Genomic DNA, 16,349 nt, shown 5'->3' with positions numbered 1-16,349 from the left:
CGCGGTGGCCTGCCGGGTCCTGAACGTCTCGACATCGGGCTTCTACGAGTGGCGGAGCCGTCCCGCCTCTGCGCGGGACGAGTCAGATGCTCACCTGGCCAACAAGATCCGTGATATTCATGCCGGATCCCGTGGGTGCTATGGCGCGCCTCGCGTGCACGCGGACCTGCGGCTCGGCGGCGGGATACGGACCGGCCGCAAACGAATCGCCCGGTTGATGCGGATGCTCGGGGTGGCTGGGATCGGGTCACGTCGTAAGAAGCACCGTAAGCCCGCACCGGCGGTGCACGACGATCTCGTCGAACGGCGATTCGTCGCCGCACGCCCGGATCAGATCTGGTGCACCGATATCACCGAGCATCCGACCAAGACCGGCAAGGTCTACTGCTGTGGCGTTCTCGACACCTTCTCCCGGCGGATCGTCGGGTGGTCGATCGCCGATCACATGCGCACGGAACTCGTCGTCGACGCGTTGCAGATGGCGTTGTGGAGACGCAACCCGGATGTGGGGACGATCATGCACTCCGACCGCGGATCGCAATATACCTCTTGGGTTTTCGGTGACAGGCTCCGTTCGGCGGGGCTGCTCGGGTCGATGGGGCGTGTCGCGTCCAGTGTGGACAACACGATGATGGAATCGTTCTGGTCGACCATGCAACGCGAGCTACTCGACACCCGTGAGTGGGACACCGAAGAGCAGCTCGCCTCGGCGATCTTCGACTGGATCGAAGCCTGGTACAACCCCCGTCGCCGGCACTCCGGAATCGGCTACCTCGCCCCCGTTGAGTACGAGAACGACTACCACCACGCCCAGACCGCCTCATCGGTAGCCTGAACCTGTCACACCAACTGTCCGGGAAACCGGGTCAAGCTCCATCAACCGTGGCGACCACCACGGTGCGCCCCGCAGCAGCGACCACCACACCATCCATCCCGGTCGGCGGAAGCCCGTCCGAGCACTACACCGAAGGCACCACGCCCGAAGCGCCTGGAACCGCGTGCGGGGCAGCCACCGGAACGCGCGTGATCACCATCGTGCAGGGCTCCATCTCCTGCCGCGAGGCGCGGCTGACGGTCGAGCAGTACCTGGCGATCCCTGTCGACGGGGACCACGGCAATGCCAACGTCCGGCAGTTCGGCAACGGATGGACCTGCTCGACCCCGACCGCAGGTGCCCAGGCCCGCAACAGCTGGCGGTACAGCTGCTCGAACGACGCGCGAGGAATCCAGCTGCTCTCCTCCTAGGCCGGGCCCACACGCTCGGCAGCCGGGCCCGGGCTGGGCCGGGGCTGTGTAACAGCTCTCCCGATAACCAGGCGCGCTGGCCCCCGCCCCGTGCCATCATCAGACGATGGCGACAACCGAGCAGCGTATCGACAACACCCTCTTCCTCGCCCGCTTCGTCGACCCGACGCTGACCCGCGAGGACATCACCTTCGCCGACGGCGCAACCCGAGTGCGCGGCCAGTTAGCCACCGAGTACCTCACTGCCAACAGCCGGATCGTCCCGAACGATCCCATCCCCGAGCACCTGGTGCCCGAGGTGGAGCGGATCGTCGCGCTCGGTAGGAAACGCGGCGTCGAGGTCGACCGCGACTTCTTCTACGTCCTCGGCGGGCGCACACTCCTGCTCGACGGCACTGACCCCGAAGAGCGGATCGAGGAGATGGTGGCGGAGGCCAAGGCTCACTGATCAGCGAGTCGCCGGTTCAGCTCGGCGGACCATTCAGCTACCCGGACGGCCACGCGCTTGATCTCGGCTCGTTCGTCGGTGTCCGCGGAGTCTGAATCATCGGTGGTCACAAGTCCGATCATCACTCGTCAGAGAGCCGCGCGCTACCGAATTCTGACCGGCATGTGGTGCCCCCGGGGTCACAGCGCCTCATTCGCCGAGCAGGCGTCGCAAAGCGGCCACGCATTCGTCCTCGGTCGTGGGTAGCCGGGCGAACGAGACCTCGTGTCCGACGCTCGTACGCCAAGGCCCGCGAGACTCCGCGTACGCGGCGCGCTGCTGGTCCGGGAACTGCACGTAGGCAAGAGCTCCCAGCGGCAACGGTTCCTCCACGTGCGCGCCCAAGTAGGCGTTGAGTTGGTAGAGGTCCTCGCGGTCAACACCACGCGGCTCCACGAGGGGCTTGTACTTGGCGTCGATGATCGCGATCGGGCGCCCGACGGGACCCACGATGATGTCGGGGTACAGCCGCCCCAGGGTGCGGGCGGGGTCCTGCTGGCTGCGGAGCAACGCGCCGCCGTCGCTCAGGGCCGTGCCATGCGTCACGTTCGCGGCCCCGAACGCTCGTCGAGCGCAGTGCACGAGGAACAGCTCCCACAGCTCGGCCACGTCGATCAGCAGCCCATCTGCGCGGTCCCCGGTCGCGCGGGACTGAAGGCCACGGTGTCGGGCGATCTGGTGCGAGAGCTCCGCGGCGCGACGGTACGGCAGCGTGATCGGCGTGTACCTGACAGCGGCGAGCTCGCGGTGCGTGGGCAGCGCCGGCCGCGTGCCGACTGCGGCACGGAGCCGAGGCAGGACCTCCTCGACGCGTTCGCCCCGCCAGCCCGGCCGGTGCAGGCGCCGGTCAAGGACGCGGTCCGCGGCGACGATCGTCCGGGTGATCGGGTTGTCAAGGTCCTTGGGGCGACTGACCGACGCGATTTGCGGCCGCCCAGCAGCCCGGAGCCGGAGGGTGCGCGCCACGTCGATTCGTCCCTTCGCGACCTCGGCGACGTGCGAGCGCGGGGCCCGAATGCCGGGTGGTCCGTGACGTGAGGCGTCGACAATCGCCGACCGCCATGCGGCAGCGAGGAGTTCGGCGATCAACACATGGCTTCCGGTGTGCTCGCCGGCGCGGGGCATGATCCGCACGTTCAGCGCGGCACCAGCCCAGCGCGCGATGGTCTCGATGCCCAGCCGCGGTCGGATCTCGATCACGCGGCCGTCGCGGTGCAGCTCGCCGATGTACCGGCCGGCGCGCCATGTTCCGTACTGGTCGCAGGCGACGACAGGGCCGGCATCGTCCGCCGCCGCAGAGGGGCCGAGGTGCACGGTGAACTGCACAGGGTCGGTTTCGCGGGCCAACACGGCGAGCCAGTCGCGTTCCTCCGCCGTGGGGTCGCGGTCGGCACGAGCGAGGTCCGGGAACGTCAACGGCTCCATCAGCCGAGGAAGATCCGCTCGAACCGCTTGAGCTCGTGCTCGCGGACATCGGAGCCGGCGAGGTACTGCTCGATGAGCGGCTCGAGCGAGCGATTCCACAGGTCGACGAGCGGCGGCTGCGGCTTGCGTGCAGCCGTCCACAGGTACGTGCCGTTCGCAGGCCGCGCCTTGCGTCCCTTCACCCACTGCCCGATGAAGAACGCGATGTCGGCGAAGTAGGTGTGCCCGATCTGGAACTGGCGGCCCAGCTCCGGTGACTCGGCGATCGCGTCGTTCAGTGCCTGCGCCCGATCGGCCATGGTCTCCAGCTGCGGCACGGCGTCCTCGAACGGGAACCGGGCGGCGACTTCGCGGTCCCAGCGGTGCTCGACGATCGCCAGCAACGTGTCGGCCTCGAATGGGCACTCGCGCCACAGGAACCGGCGCCGGAGCGCGAAGTCGAGTGTCTCGACCGACTGGTCGATCTCGTTCATGGTCCCGATGACGTACAGGTCCTCGGGGATCACGAGCACGTCGGGATCGTGGTCGTGGTCGAACCCGGGCAGCTCACGCTCGGTGCCGCGCTGCCCGCTCTCGAGCAGGCTGAACGCCTCCCCCAGCATCTCCGACAGGTTGGTCCGGTTGATTTCATCCAGCACCAGAACACCAGGGAGACGGGGCAGGTCGCTGCCGGCCGCGCGCTGCTCGAGCTGCTCAACCACCCACGGAAGGAAGCCGGGCCGGTACCGGGTGACATCTCCCTCGAGTCGCAGGCCGCGGATGAACTGCTCGTAGCCGTACCCCGGGTGGAGCTGGAGCCAGAACACGTTGTCGCGGACAGCGTTCTCGACGGCGTCCGAGTTCCTGAAGTAGGTGTCCGGGCCCCAGCTGTCGAGGGCGGCGCGGCGGATCACGGCCTCCGCGAGCTGGCGGGCCTGCCATGTCTTGCTGGTGCCCGGCGGCCCGTACAGGACGATCTGCTTCTTCCATCGCAGAGCTTCGAGGTCGCCCACGCCCTCGCTGTCTCCGCCAGTCGAACTCCACACGCCCCGCAGCTCGCCCCGGTAGAAGTCGATCTTCTCGGTCCCCTTGAGCCGCTCGATCTCACGCCGGATCGCCAAGAGCTGCTCGTCGACATCGACCGGACCGTCCGCGGCCAACAGGCCCGAGAACGCGGCGGCGATCTCCCGTTTGTGCGTGCCGCTGGAGGTCCGCTCGAACTCCACCGGCCGCAGCAGGTGCAGCAAGATGTGCCGCATTTCTCGGATCGACAGCTCAGTGTCGTCGGCGAAGTCCCGCAGCTCCCACGGGCTGTCCAGGAGCTCGGCTCGACGCTCGGCGGGTAGATGCTTGAACCGGAGCGCGAAGTTGATGAGGTAGCCGACCTGGACGTCGCGGCGGGTGTTGAAGCCGATGCCGGGGTGTCCGATCGACTGCGACAGCGCGCGGATGGCGACTCCGCCAGCCGGGAGCTCGATCCCAGTCCCCTCCAACGACTCTTGAATCGTGCTCCGCTTCCGCGGGTAGCTGACCGACTCCACGAAGAGGAAGTGGACCAGGAGCACCTCCGCTCCAAGCAGGCGGCAGTCCTCGGACGCGCCGGCCAGCTGCTCAGCCCACTTGCTGGAGAACCGGCCACCCGAAGCGCTGCCCTCCAGCGGGTTGCCGTTGAAGCGTCGATCGAGTTCCTCCACGACCGGCAACGCCCACGGCTGGCGGTCACTGTCAGGGAAGAGAAGCGACCCGTCGTCGAGCAGGCATTGCCGCTTCCACAGCTCGACGGCGGCGTCGATCTGATCCCGGTCCTGCCCGATGTAGAGCGCCATGGTCCCCCTCTTGAACTCGTGGTCTCCCGGCTGAGCGTACCCAGACATGAGCCATCAATTGCGGACACCGGACCGTTCTGGCCGACCCGGGAAATCTGTCGGGGTCCTGTGCGAAGCTACGTCCGAATTGGGACGGGGAGGAAAACCATGAACGGTGACCACGAAGGTGGATCAGTCGAGGCAGAGGTCTGGGAACTGCTCGACGCCGACGACAAGGTGGCGGACGAGACCACCTATCTGGTTGCGGCCGCCCTCGACGGCGACGACGCGTTAGCGGCCCAGCTCGGAGGCGGTGCGGCTCCACCGCAGCGACCCCAACTGCAGGAGGCTCCGCAGAGCCCTCCCCCGCTACGTGCGTTCATCCGGTCGATCACGGTCGAGGGTTTCCGCGGCATCGGACCCCGAGCCGTCCTCGAAGTGAACCCGCACTGCGGGATCACGGTCATCAGCGGCCGCAACGGCTCCGGCAAGTCCAGCTTCGCCGAGGCGCTCGAGTACGCGCTCACCGGCGACAGCTACCGATGGCGCGACAAGAAGAGCCAGCAGTGGCAGTCCGCGTGGCGCAACCTGCACGCCGACGACCCCGCCTCGATCACCGTCGACTTCGCGATGGAAGCCGACGACCACCGCACCGGCACCACGGCCGAAGTCGGCGCCAGCTGGGCCCCGAACGCCAAGCTCGAACGATCCCAACGCTGGTCCCAGATCAAGGGGCAGAAGCGCGAGGCAGTCGAGGCACTTGGGTGGGACAACTACCTGGACACGCACCGACCACTCATGTCGTACGACGAACTCGGCGGACTCTTCGAGGAAGGCCAATCGGCGCTGTACGACGCACTGAACCTCATCCTCGGCCTCGACGAGATCAGCGACGCCGACGCGAGACTCAAACGCGCCGAGAAGCAACTGGCGGAACCGCGCAAGGCCGCGAACACCGCACGGAGCCAACTCCGCAAGTCCCTTGAAGGCGTGGACGACCCGAGGGCGGCGCAGGTGCTCCAGTACACCGCGCGAATCCCGTACGACCTCGACGCGGTCACCGCGACAACGCTGGGCACCGCCACCGACCAAGCGGCGGCGATCACTCGGCTGCGCACCATCGCAGCGACCCGCGTACCGACGGAAGCGGAAGCGAAGGCCGTCGCCGATCAACTACGCGACGCCGTCGACGAGCACGCCACGCAAGCCTCCACCGTGGACGACACCCTCGTCGCACGAGCAGATCTGCTCCGCGAAGCACTCAACCTGCACACCCACGCGGGCGATTCGCAGTGCCCGGTCTGCGAGACGGGAACGCTGGACGACACCTGGCGCACCGCGGCCGTAGGAAGACTCGACAAGGCCGATGCTGCCGCCGGTCAACATCGCCAGCTCACAGCGCTATTGAAGCAAGCCCGCACGGCCTGCGAAGGGTTCTTTGCCGAGGTCGAAACCATCTCGCCCGCCGAGGGCATCGAACTCGCCTCCCTCACGGCATTCGACACTGCCCTAACGAAGGCACTGGCCGTCCCCGCGACGCTGGCGGACCTGCCGGCGCACGTGGAAACCGCCGCGCAGGCACTCGCAGAGGCCGCGGATTCCGTTCGACGAGAAGCAACAGAACGCGCTGACGAATTCGACGACGCCTGGGCCCCTCACGCCCGCGCGATCTCCGCTTGGGTCGAACTCGAAGTCGCGGCCCGCCAAGACGATGAACGCCTCAAGCAAGCGAAAGCCGCCGTGACATGGCTGCGCAACTGTGCCGACACGCTGCGCGAGCGACGCCTAGCACCGATGGTCGCCCAAGCGAGCAGCATCTGGGGACGCATGCGCCACGAGAGCAACGTCGACATCGGCAACATCACGCTCGAAGGGTCCGCAACACGGCGCCGAGTCGTCGTCGACGGCAACGTAGACGGCGTACCCACGGGCGCGCTGTCCGTCATGAGCCAAGGCGAGCTGCATGCACTCGCGCTCGCACTGTTCATCCCGCGAGCGACCACCACCGCGAGCCCGTTCCGGTTCCTGGTCCTCGACGACCCGATCCAAGCCATGGACCCCGCAAAAATCGGCGGCTTCCTCGACGTGCTCGTCGACCTGGCCAAGACTCGCCAGGTGATCGTGTTCTCTCACGACGACCGCCTGCCCGCAGCGATCCGAGCACGCTCGGTCCCCGCGCAACTGCTCGACGTCACCCGAGAGCAGGGATCCAACGTCGTCGTCCACGAGAACAACAGCCCCGCAGATCGCTACGCCACCGACGCCGAGGCGATCATCCGCGACGAGCGCCTCGACGACGTGATCAAGCGGAAGGCCGCACCCGGCCTGTTCCGGATGGCAGTGGAAGCCGCCGCGCACCAGCGATACTTCAGCGACCAGGCGCGGGCCGGTGCCGTCTACCACGACACCGAAGCCACGTGGGAGGACGCCAAGACCACACAACACCGCGTCGCCCTGGCGCTGACCGGCAACGCCGCGGGCGACGTCGCAGGCTGGAAGCACCGCCGTGACCACCGGTTCCCGACCATCGCGATCGCGGCGTCCGGTGTACACAGGGGCGCCGCACTCGACCGGACCCACATCCAGGACCTCCGCAAGACAATTCGCGACATCGTGGAGGACAGGTGACGGGCACCGCGCCAGCGCTGCTTGCCCGCGCTCACGCCCTGCTGAATGCTCCCGAGGGAGCCACCGCTGGCAACTCCGCGCGCCTCGCAGCGGTGCTCACCAGGCAAGCAGTCGAGGAGCTGATCGACGCCCGATGCGCGGAACTGTGCAGGGTACCGATCGTCGCAGGCTCCGCGCGAGCGAAGCTGGCGGTGCTCAAGTCGTTGGACGCCACCACCTACGGCGCCGTGCTCATCGACGCCTGGCACCAACTCACCGTCTTCTGCCACCACCACGCGTACGCGCTGTCGCCGACCGTGGCGGAAGTCCGAGCGCAATGCGATGCCGTTCGCACGGGTGTCGAGGTGCTCGCCGACACAGGGGGCCGAGCTCGCTAGTGCGCGACGACCCACGTGGCGGCTCCGCGGCTGGGAGGATGCGGCGTCGCAAGAACGCTCACCCGGGGGCGATCTGCCGATTCTGGGAGCCGGACGCAGCTGCCATGTAGACGTCGTACTTCCGGCAGGTCGCAGCACGATCAAATCCGGGGCGCTGTCCCTACGGCGCATTCCCACGGTTCGATAGTCCTTCCGCAAAGGCGGTCGGTTCCCGTCTGTTGGCTCGCTAGAGAACAAACTCGGCCATCCAACTGCATCGTGGGCGCGTTACGTCATCAGGGCTCTTAGGTGGCGGAGATACGGCGTGCAGGATCAACGGCAGGTTCGCGGGGATCAGCGGCTCAACGCTGGCATTCCCCTCGATCGTCAAGGTCACCATTTTCCACCCGTCGCCGATGTGGATGAGGGAGGCGAGCGAACCATTGATTGTCGCGACACCCACTTCGAATCCCAGAGATCCCAACAGCGCGCAGAGAACAAGTTCACGCTCGTCCGGTGTCGCCTCACCAGATTTCAGGACCATGACCGCTGGCCTGATGTCTGCCGACTGACGCATCCCAAGGAATTTGACGAGGTTGCCGCGCATCGCAATTACGGCCGATGCCGGTTCGTCATCGTGTCCGGCCAGGGCGCGCGCGACCGACTGCAGCTGCGGATCAGCAGCGATGTGCGGAGCCAGTGCCGCCGCCCGTTGGCGGTGCTCGCTCATAAGCAGCTTCCGGATTCGCCCCAGAGGCTTTACGACCGTCGCCACCGGCTGCAGCTGTTCGATCGCACTCTGCGCTTCCTGGATCGGATTTACCCGCGTCGAGAGGTCCTGTGGGATCGCCGTCGTCGCGTTGTCGTACGCCCAGTCGCCAGATCTCGTGTATAGGAACAGGTCGGCGGCGATGAGACCTGCAGCGGAACCCTGCGGCACTGGAATTTCCAAGCGAGCGGGAACAGGAACCACGGAGCGATGCGCCCGGCGGGAGCCTGAATTGGAGAGGACGGTCATCCGAGACTCATTTGTCGACTTAGCAACCTCGAGTACGACTCCATCTGATGGGCGAACCTCGAGCACAGCGCGAGAGCGGATCAGATCGCCAAACTGCTCTGCGGAGACGTCTACATCGCGTGGACGAGCGTTGATCGCGTCGGGCCCTACGAAGCCGTGGTCCGTGGCTCGCCGCCACAGGTCCTGCATCTTGGTGCGCCGGTTCTCGGGATTCAGAGAATTCTCCAGAAGCCACAGGAGCCTCCCGCTTCCCCTCTGCGGCTGTGGGAACAGCGTCCACCAGGTGAGGCGGCGTGCGAGATCTCCGCTGACCGCGGGCGCCCAGGTCAAGTCTCTGAGGTACCCGAGGGCGCTGATCCACGCGAGGTACCTCGGGAGGTCGTCAACTGCGCGCCGGAAATCAGCCAGGGAGATGCCTTGCGGCGCCTTCGCTCGCAGCTTCGGCTGGTCCCGCAGAGCGAGGTGTGCAGCAGCCATACAGAAGCGGGGCCCGAAGTCCTCGCCAGCCAGGCCGACCGCACGGCGGGACCAGTGATTCAGCAGGCTCTCGACAATTGGCTGGTACACCCGCTTGTTGATTGGCCACTCCCGAAACTTCTCTGTGCTGGCGGTAACCACCGCGAGGAGTAGCTCTTCGGCCTCGGCGGCGGAGGCTGGATGAGGAAGATCCGCGAGGCGTGCAAGGATCGCGGCCGCGGACTGAGCGTCGACCATCAACCGGCACGTCAGCTTGCCCAGCTCGGTGATCGTCAGCGCGCTCCCGTCGGCTACGACAAAGCCCTTCGCCAGGAGAAAGTCAAGAGCGTCCTCAACCTGCAGCGGATCGCCTGACTGGGCGAACGCGAAGGTCTCCTCGAACCAAGATGCCGCCGACTGGCGGTCCGTGATCGAGCCGAGAAGAACCTCCGCCAGGATCACGTCGGTGAGCTTGCTGACTACCTGTGAGCGCGCCGCATACCCTTCGTTGAGCTTCCGGCGCCACTCGGACTCCTGATCTCGCGGTACGAGGAGGAAGCCGAACCCTTCGGGTTCCTGACCGGCGCGACCGGCCCGGCCGAGCATCTGCTGGGCCTGGCTTACCTCGAGCGGCGTCATGCCCAGCTCCAAGTCGCGGATGATGACGAATCGGGCAGGGGTGTTAACACCGGTTGACAACCCGGACGTTGCTACGAGCGTGGTCAGTTCACGGCAATTGAAGGCTTTCAGGGCATTCCCCGCGCGTGGTGCGTCGCGGAAGTGCAGGCCGACGCCGCGTTCAAAACAAGCTGATACCAGGTGGTCGTCATCGACCTGACGGTGGCTGGGCAGATCGGCAACTAGTGCTGCCGAGCGCCGCACGTTGTTCTTGCTGCCGCAGAAGACGAGGACGCTGCCGTCGGTGGCGTGCGTTGTATCGCCTGCAACCTGGCCATCAGGCTGCGGTTCGTCTCCGAAGCTGTCAAGCAGTGCCCTTACGGCTTGATCCTTGGCCTGCTGAGTCGCCTCGTAGCCGCCACTCTGCGGTTCATCGAATGGAACGAACTGAGTGGTGAGGACCGTTGGGCGCCAACTTGACCGAACGAGCTTCGCGTTAAACCAGGAGGCGAGTTCCTCCGCGTTGGACACAGTTGCCGACAGTGCGACGATCCGGGTTCGCTCGGACACCGCGCGTAGTCGGGCGATCAGCGATTCAAGCGTCGCACCGCGCTCGGGGTCGCCGACCAGATGCACCTCGTCGATCACGATGCACCCAACCTTGCTGATGAAGTCACGCAGGGAAGAACGCCGATACAGGGCCTCGAACTTCTCCGTTGTCGCCACCCAAAGCTGTGCCTTCTGTACGGCCTCGCTGGAGACGTTAGTCTCGCCCGTCAGCTCGATCGCCCTGATACCGTGCTCCCGCCAGCGTCTGGTTGCTTCGCCGACTTCGGCAGCCAGCGCACGCGCCGGCAACAGCCATACTGCGGGGCGATCCTCTTCTACGATCGACCGAAGCACTGCTACCTCGCCGATCAGGGTTTTGCCCGCGCTCGTCGGTGCCACCACCATGACGTGCCCTGAGGTCGAGCTGACAACGGGCACCGCCATCGACTGCAACGGGTTCAGCCGCGAGTACCGCGTCATGTACTTCTGCAGAGCAGGGGGAATTAGCTTCTCGCTTGAGGTCCACTCCTCCTCACCGACCAACGCAGCCTGGCGGTTGGCGAGCTGCTGACGAAAGCCCGCCTCGATCGCCTCGATCCCAACCGGGTCCGTGACCAGGGTCCCTGAATTCTGGTTTCGCTCGATCTCCGTGCGGGTGAAGTTCATCGAGTGAGTGATCGCGACCGCGTCCGCAAGAAGCTCCTTCTCATGGATGTAGCGCACCGGGACCAGCTCCACGCCGGCTCGCCGCAAATCTCGGTGAGCAGCGTCGTTCGACGCCTCCGGCCGGCTGAATACCTGGACGTCCAAGCCTCGCTTGGCAGCGCCCGTCACGGCGCCGAGAAGCTCCCGAGCCACACCACTCGTATCCCACCACGGCACCTTGATCCAGACACGGTGCTGCGCGCTGTCAATCAGCTCGACCAGCTTCGGGTGGAGCATTCCGCCAGACCCATAGGTCGAGAACCGAGTCTGATCGTCCATGTTCCCCTCGCTTGCCCCGCAACGCAGCGCCCTACGCCGACATCGTACGAGTACGTGCACATTCAGAAAGGAAGATCGGATCTAGCGGGGCCGCACCGCGGCGCCCGACTCTACGAGAAGTACCCGCCCACGCCCACCGTGAACGCCGGACACTTCGCTCCAAAGAGCGGGACCGAGAACGTGACCTCGGCGTTCGCGGCCGCGGGCCCGTCAGGCTTGCCGTAGGCGCTGTGCGCGCGCTAAGCAGTTTGTCGTCGCCGAAGCACGGTTCCGTCGTCCACCCGATGTTCCAACAGCCGAAGTGGAGCACCGTTCAGACACTCGTCTATTCGACCAAGCCTGGAATCGAAGGAGCGCTACTCTGCGAGGACAGCGTGACGACGATCGACGGCTTGCTCGACAGCACCCACGATTTCGTTCGGGCGCTGACGGCCGCAGCAACGAGCTGCTGGGCCGCCAGACGCGCGGATCCGGGCGTCATCGTCCAACACGGGCGACAGTGGCAGACGACAGATCCGACGGATTCGAGGTTGTCGTTCCACGGTTACGGAAACGGCAAGGTGCTGAAGCAGCCCCGTGGGACCGCGATCCATGTGCACGACACTCTCGGCGCGCGACTCCGAGCGGCCAAGGTGATGGAGCCCGACCGCACGGAGTGGTTCACGTAGGCAACTGCCTCAGCCTGGCCCACCGCCGAGCAGTCCGGCCACGGCCGCCCCGTTCCCTGTTCGTACGCTTCCCCGACACCTCGCCGCGCGACACCTATCCGGTGAGACTATCCACCGACGCTTCGCCATGTTTATCGTCCTCGACGTCCTCGACGTCCTCGACGCGGTCGTAGTCGGCGTGGCGGTGGTCGGGGAGGCGGCCAGCAAGCCGAAACAGGTCCCGCCACTGCATACTGGCGTCAGACGCCGCCTCGGGCCAGGTACCGCCAGGTGGGCCAGAGGGCTGCGGCCAAAGGCCTGACGATGTGGCCTTACCGGCCCGAAGCCACATGAGGCTCGCGACTGTGGTGCACGTGGCGGCGTCGGCCAGCCTCGCCTCGCATAACGCCGTCCTTGACCGGGGTCACCGAGGTTCGCGAGCGCGGGGTTACGCCCGCCCGAAGGACGGACTCTGCTCCGCCCTATCGGCGTCACGCACCCGGTCCAGCTCTCGGAGGGAACCCGGATCGGACCCACCCGCGGCGGCGGACGCGGCGCGGCTAATCGGGCGCCCCATGCCGTCGACCACACCCCTTCGAGTATCGAAGTCACGATTTTCTGGCGAGTGAGCTTGAGCTGCAGCCGATCTGGAGATAGAACACTCTCTGTTGGCCGGATGCTCCGGCCGGGAGGACAGCCCATGAACACCCGCTTCACCGTCACCGACCCCGCCGCAGCGGCCCGCGCCGCCGCCGCACTCCCCACCGCTATGAACACCCTCGCCAGCATGATCAACATCACGAGCCAGGATCTGCGCCCGTACCCGGGAGATCCTGTGGCACCGCACAAGGCCCTCGCCTCGCTGGCGAAGTGGCAGCGCAGTCAGGCCCGCCGCGAAAGCCGGATCAGCGCCGTGATGCTCCTCCTCCACGAAGCCGGTGCATCCGAGCGGGGCCTCGCCGATGCCCTCGGGATGAGCCGCGGCACCGTCGCCGCCCGCCTCGCCCAGGCCCGAGCCGAACGCGAAGCCGAGGCCGAGGAGGCCAACCAATGACCGCTACCGACGCCCACGAGGGCCTCTACAAGCGTTGCTCCACTCCCCGCCTCCACCTCAGACTCTACGATGCATGGGGTATCGCGTATCGAGCCGTGACCTGCGCATTGACGTCACCCGACGCCGGAATCGAGCCCGCGCAGAGTGTCGGCCAGCGCTACAAGCGACGCTACAACGAGGTCTACACAGGGCGCTACGCCACTCCGGCCGGACCGAATCGCCACATCGGCCGGACCGAAACCGAGATGGCCGGACGAGTCGGCCGGCGTGGTCGGATCAGCCGTATCCGCAGTTCAGAGGACATCAAGGGAGGGATCCGTTGACCAAGACTTCCGGACACAAGGCCTTCACCTGGACCCTCGGCACGTGCACCGCGGTCAGCCTTGCCGGCAACGTCGCAGCGGCGACCCTGCTCCCCCACCACCTCGCGCTCCCGACGCCGGTCGTGATCGCCGCCGCGTCCGTCGCGCCGCTGCTGCTTCCCGCAGCGGTTCACCTCGTTCCTCGGACCGACGACCTGCCTCGGCGGGTCCGCGCGGTGGTGGTACTCGCCGTGGTCGTCGCGGCCGCGGCGGCATTCGCCTTGAGCTTCGCCAGCCTGACCGCCGTAGCGCAGGCGGCAGGCCACCCTGGGGCCCTAGGCATGCTGCTGCCAGTCGCGGTGGACGTCCTCGCCGCAGCGAGCGCCTACGCACTTGTGGTGATGCCCGCTGACGCACGGGCTGCGGCCGGGCTCGGTGACGTCGCGGTGGCGCGCCACACGGCTGCGGATCAGCTCGCACCTGACGCGGTTCACTGGCCCGACTCAGTCGCCTGGCTCACAGCTCCGGTGGCGCGCCCCGATCCGGAGCCAGCGGCGCACGACAACGTCGCACCTCAGCCCGCCACCAGCAGTGACGCGGCGGCGCAACAGGGCGGCGCGGCGCCGGATGGCGCGCGAGAGACGCGCGACGCTCCGGTAACGCGCCCGGACCATGGCGCGACAACGCTGCCGCTGGAGCCGGACGGTGACACGGACCGAGCCGTGGCGGCTCCGCTTCATCCTGACCCGCCCGCACTGCGCCGCCTGTCCGCGGTGCCAGACCGTGACGCGGTGCTGGCAGACCGCGACGCCGAGATCCTCCGTCGCGACACGGCTGGCGAGAGCGCGTCCGAGATCGGCGAGGCGATGGGCTTCAGCAAGAGCACCGCACTGCGCCACGTAAGGCGCCTCCGAGAAGAGACGACTGCCTGACCTCCGCCTCTCCCGCCTGGTCGCATCCAACCGACCTCAGGGGCCGGGCACATGCCCATCGACGAGTGCAAAGGAGATCCGACGACGAGGTCGGTGAGCTCGCGCACACCTTCAGCTCCAACCAACCGCATCGATCAAACGAAAGGCCACGGCCTCATCTCGAAGCGTCGCCACGAACTTCGTGTCGCCGCGGTCCCACAGATAGTGCAGCGCCTGCACGGTGCGCTCATCGCACCCGCGTCGGATGCCGATCTCGACGCGATGGTGGCTGGCGCGAATGCCGCCGCCGGATACGTGCACCCGGGCCTGCGAGAGGCTCTATGGCACGCCCGCCCCGACCTGCTGGGGCTCGATGAGCCAGGCATCGACTCGCGCCGGATACGCGCGGTGCCGTCAGATACAGGCGACGGCGTGTGGATTTGGTACGTGCCGGCTGAGCGGTCGCCGACGCTCGGGAACGCGGCGGCCGCGCGGATCACAGTGGCCATCGACTCGACGGACGAGGACCTCCTGGCGCAGGTGCAGCAGCGGCTGGCGATGGACGGAGTGCCGGTCCAGGAGTTCGCGACGCAGGAGGCGAGGCGGCGCCGGGAACGGCTGCGCAAGGATTAGGTCAGGGGTCGAGAACCCGCCTCGACGGGTTGTTTACGGGATGAATACGGGGGCGATCGTTGGAAGCACAGCGTCCCTCGAATGTGGATACGGCGCTCTGACCTGCACAAGTCCGGAATCAGATGGATCACGAGAACGCCAGGTCGACGGTTACCCATTATCAGCGGGTTCGGGGTTCGAGTCCCTGATGGCGCACAGTAGTTCGAGGTCAGACCGGGTATCATACCCGGTCTTTTCTCGTTTCTGAGGGGCGAGAGCGCGAATAGGGCGCGAATACGAATCGAGCGCAGTGCTGCGGTTGTCGGGTGCCCGGTTCAGCGACTTGAGGTAGTGCAGGCGCGTGGTCTCCGGCGTCGCACTCCGCACCCCGAGCAAGCGAACGATCATCTGCTCGGGGCCGCCATAGAGCCATACCACCTCAAGGAGGCAATACAAGCACCACGCCCGGTGCGACTGGATGGCGTCGCCGCTCCCGAAGCGACTCAACCAGACTGCTGATGCTTCTTAGCCTGGGACGTCATGTCAGGAGCTTAACTCGGCGCTTCTCCGCTGAGGCCCGAATCCCAACTGGAGAGCGCTCAATGCCCGTCGTCCGGTACGGGTGCGCCAAAGGCGACGAGCACCAGCACGAACGGCTCCGCCGCCCACCGGCCTCCGCTACCCTTTTCGCCGCTGATCAGTGCGAGCCGGTCACCCACATCAACCCCTTGGACCCTCGATCCCTGCAGGTGAGAACCGCGTCTGTGCCGGCGATTCGTAGCTTCGCGCCCAACGTTGGGCACTGCTTGCCCGCAGTATCCCAAGTTGTGGTTGCTAGAGGCGGTGAACCACCCCGGGTTTCCCGGAGGATCTCTCAGTTGGCTACCTGGACCAGCTGGTCAGGCAGGGTAGGCACCGTTTCGGTGGCCTGGTGTCGATCGTAGTAGATCCGCTCGGCGTGCACCGGGCTCAGGTCGTTGCAGTACCCGTTCGGGCGTTCGTGGTTGTACCAGTGCACCCATTCGGCGGTCGCCGCCTGCAGGTCGGCCAGGCCGGCCCACGGGGCTTCGCGGTAGACGAGCTCGGTCTTGTAGCTCGAGTTCACCGACTCGGCGAGCGCGTTGTCGTAGCTGTCGCCGATACTGCCGATCGACGGCCGCACACCGATGTCGGCCAACGACTGACTGTAGGTGATCGCGGTGTACTGCGACCCCGCATCACTGTGATGAATGAGCTGATCGAAAGTAACTGCACCCCAACGTTTCCTGTCACT

At 66.7% G+C, this 16,349-nt stretch carries 14 protein-coding genes; 10 read left to right on the top strand and 4 right to left on the bottom strand.

Translation table 11 applies throughout. The annotated features are described in order from the left end of the window. The 3 genes from AXK60_RS04830 to AXK60_RS04820 form a co-directional block, all read left to right on the top strand. Positions 1-835: IS3 family transposase (locus AXK60_RS04830; RefSeq protein WP_139057749.1), on the top strand; the 835-nt coding region annotated here is incomplete at its 5' end. 47 nt (positions 836-882) lie between these two features. Then, the gene (locus tag AXK60_RS26150) at positions 883-1,245 is read left to right on the top strand and encodes a hypothetical protein (protein ID WP_139057748.1); all 363 of its coding nucleotides are present in this window, start codon (positions 883-885) and stop codon (positions 1,243-1,245) included. A gap of 106 nt (positions 1,246-1,351) precedes the next feature. Continuing rightward, the gene (locus AXK60_RS04820) at positions 1,352-1,693 is read left to right on the top strand and encodes a hypothetical protein (RefSeq protein WP_068569978.1); all 342 of its coding nucleotides are present in this window, start codon (positions 1,352-1,354) and stop codon (positions 1,691-1,693) included. A 189-nt stretch (positions 1,694-1,882) separates the two neighbouring features. On the opposite strand, the gene AXK60_RS04815 is transcribed toward AXK60_RS04820, so the two are convergent. Both AXK60_RS04815 and AXK60_RS04810 read right to left on the bottom strand, forming a co-directional pair. Beyond that, positions 1,883-3,157 (bottom strand): 5-methylcytosine restriction system specificity protein McrC, encoded by a 1,275-nt coding sequence (locus AXK60_RS04815; RefSeq protein ID WP_068569977.1) that lies wholly within the window; start codon positions 3,155-3,157, stop codon positions 1,883-1,885. After that, the gene (locus AXK60_RS04810) at positions 3,157-4,962 is read right to left on the bottom strand and encodes an AAA family ATPase (protein ID WP_068982489.1); all 1,806 of its coding nucleotides are present in this window, start codon (positions 4,960-4,962) and stop codon (positions 3,157-3,159) included. The genes AXK60_RS04815 and AXK60_RS04810 overlap by 1 nt, the downstream gene beginning before the upstream one ends. 216 nt (positions 4,963-5,178) lie before the next feature. Between AXK60_RS04810 and AXK60_RS04805 the strand changes: the two genes are divergently transcribed. Both AXK60_RS04805 and AXK60_RS04800 read left to right on the top strand, forming a co-directional pair. Further along, a complete protein-coding gene (locus AXK60_RS04805) occupies positions 5,179-7,569 on the top strand; it encodes an AAA family ATPase (RefSeq protein WP_244881027.1) in 2,391 nt (796 codons plus the stop codon). Beyond that, complete coding sequence (locus tag AXK60_RS04800; protein WP_068982488.1) at positions 7,566-7,946, top strand: hypothetical protein; 381 nt, start codon at positions 7,566-7,568, stop codon at positions 7,944-7,946. Before AXK60_RS04805 ends, AXK60_RS04800 begins: the two co-directional genes overlap by 4 nt. 226 nt (positions 7,947-8,172) lie before the next feature. On the opposite strand, the gene AXK60_RS04795 is transcribed toward AXK60_RS04800, so the two are convergent. Next, positions 8,173-11,550, bottom strand: coding sequence for a DEAD/DEAH box helicase (locus AXK60_RS04795; RefSeq protein WP_082777813.1), 3,378 nt, complete (start codon positions 11,548-11,550; stop codon positions 8,173-8,175). Positions 11,551-11,924: 374 nt separating this feature from the next. Between AXK60_RS04795 and AXK60_RS04790 the strand changes: the two genes are divergently transcribed. The 5 genes from AXK60_RS04790 (at position 11,925) to AXK60_RS04775 (ending at position 15,097) form a co-directional block, all read left to right on the top strand. Continuing rightward, positions 11,925-12,218: a hypothetical protein gene (locus tag AXK60_RS04790; RefSeq protein WP_139057747.1), complete on the top strand. Its 294-nt coding sequence runs from the start codon at positions 11,925-11,927 to the stop codon at positions 12,216-12,218. A 679-nt stretch (positions 12,219-12,897) separates the two neighbouring features. Beyond that, positions 12,898-13,251: a hypothetical protein gene (locus tag AXK60_RS04785; RefSeq protein WP_068569973.1), complete on the top strand. Its 354-nt coding sequence runs from the start codon at positions 12,898-12,900 to the stop codon at positions 13,249-13,251. Then, positions 13,248-13,574, top strand: coding sequence for a hypothetical protein (locus AXK60_RS26765; RefSeq protein WP_175399929.1), 327 nt, complete (start codon positions 13,248-13,250; stop codon positions 13,572-13,574). The genes AXK60_RS04785 and AXK60_RS26765 overlap by 4 nt, the downstream gene beginning before the upstream one ends. Beyond that, positions 13,571-14,485, top strand: coding sequence for a helix-turn-helix domain-containing protein (locus AXK60_RS04780; protein ID WP_068569972.1), 915 nt, complete (start codon positions 13,571-13,573; stop codon positions 14,483-14,485). Before AXK60_RS26765 ends, AXK60_RS04780 begins: the two co-directional genes overlap by 4 nt. Positions 14,486-14,536: 51 nt before the next feature. Then, complete coding sequence (locus tag AXK60_RS04775; protein ID WP_139057745.1) at positions 14,537-15,097, top strand: hypothetical protein; 561 nt, start codon at positions 14,537-14,539, stop codon at positions 15,095-15,097. Positions 15,098-15,950: 853 nt separating this feature from the next. Here AXK60_RS04775 and AXK60_RS27780 read toward each other — a convergent pair. Next, positions 15,951-16,349: integrase core domain-containing protein (locus tag AXK60_RS27780; RefSeq protein ID WP_139057743.1), on the bottom strand; the 399-nt coding region annotated here is incomplete at its 5' end.

Source organism: Tsukamurella pseudospumae (genome assembly GCF_001575195.1).
GTDB lineage: Bacteria > Actinomycetota > Actinomycetes > Mycobacteriales > Mycobacteriaceae > Tsukamurella > Tsukamurella pseudospumae.
The sequence above is the reverse complement of the archived record's forward strand: the minus strand, read 5'-3'. Positions and strand labels throughout refer to the sequence as shown.

What these genes read in the sequence shown, in the direction of transcription:
- AXK60_RS04820 (WP_068569978.1), top strand. Translation starts at nt 1,352, where the DNA reads ATGGCGACAACCGAGCAGCGTATCGACAACACCCTCTTCCTCGCCCGC.
- AXK60_RS04795 (WP_082777813.1), bottom strand. Translation starts at nt 11,550, where the DNA reads ATGGACGATCAGACTCGGTTCTCGACCTATGGGTCTGGCGGAATGCTC.
- AXK60_RS04785 (WP_068569973.1), top strand. Translation starts at nt 12,898, where the DNA reads ATGAACACCCGCTTCACCGTCACCGACCCCGCCGCAGCGGCCCGCGCC.
- AXK60_RS04775 (WP_139057745.1), top strand. Translation starts at nt 14,537, where the DNA reads ATGCCCATCGACGAGTGCAAAGGAGATCCGACGACGAGGTCGGTGAGC.
- AXK60_RS04815 (WP_068569977.1), bottom strand. Translation starts at nt 3,157, where the DNA reads ATGGAGCCGTTGACGTTCCCGGACCTCGCTCGTGCCGACCGCGACCCC.
- AXK60_RS04810 (WP_068982489.1), bottom strand. Translation starts at nt 4,962, where the DNA reads ATGGCGCTCTACATCGGGCAGGACCGGGATCAGATCGACGCCGCCGTC.
- AXK60_RS26765 (WP_175399929.1), top strand. Translation starts at nt 13,248, where the DNA reads ATGACCGCTACCGACGCCCACGAGGGCCTCTACAAGCGTTGCTCCACT.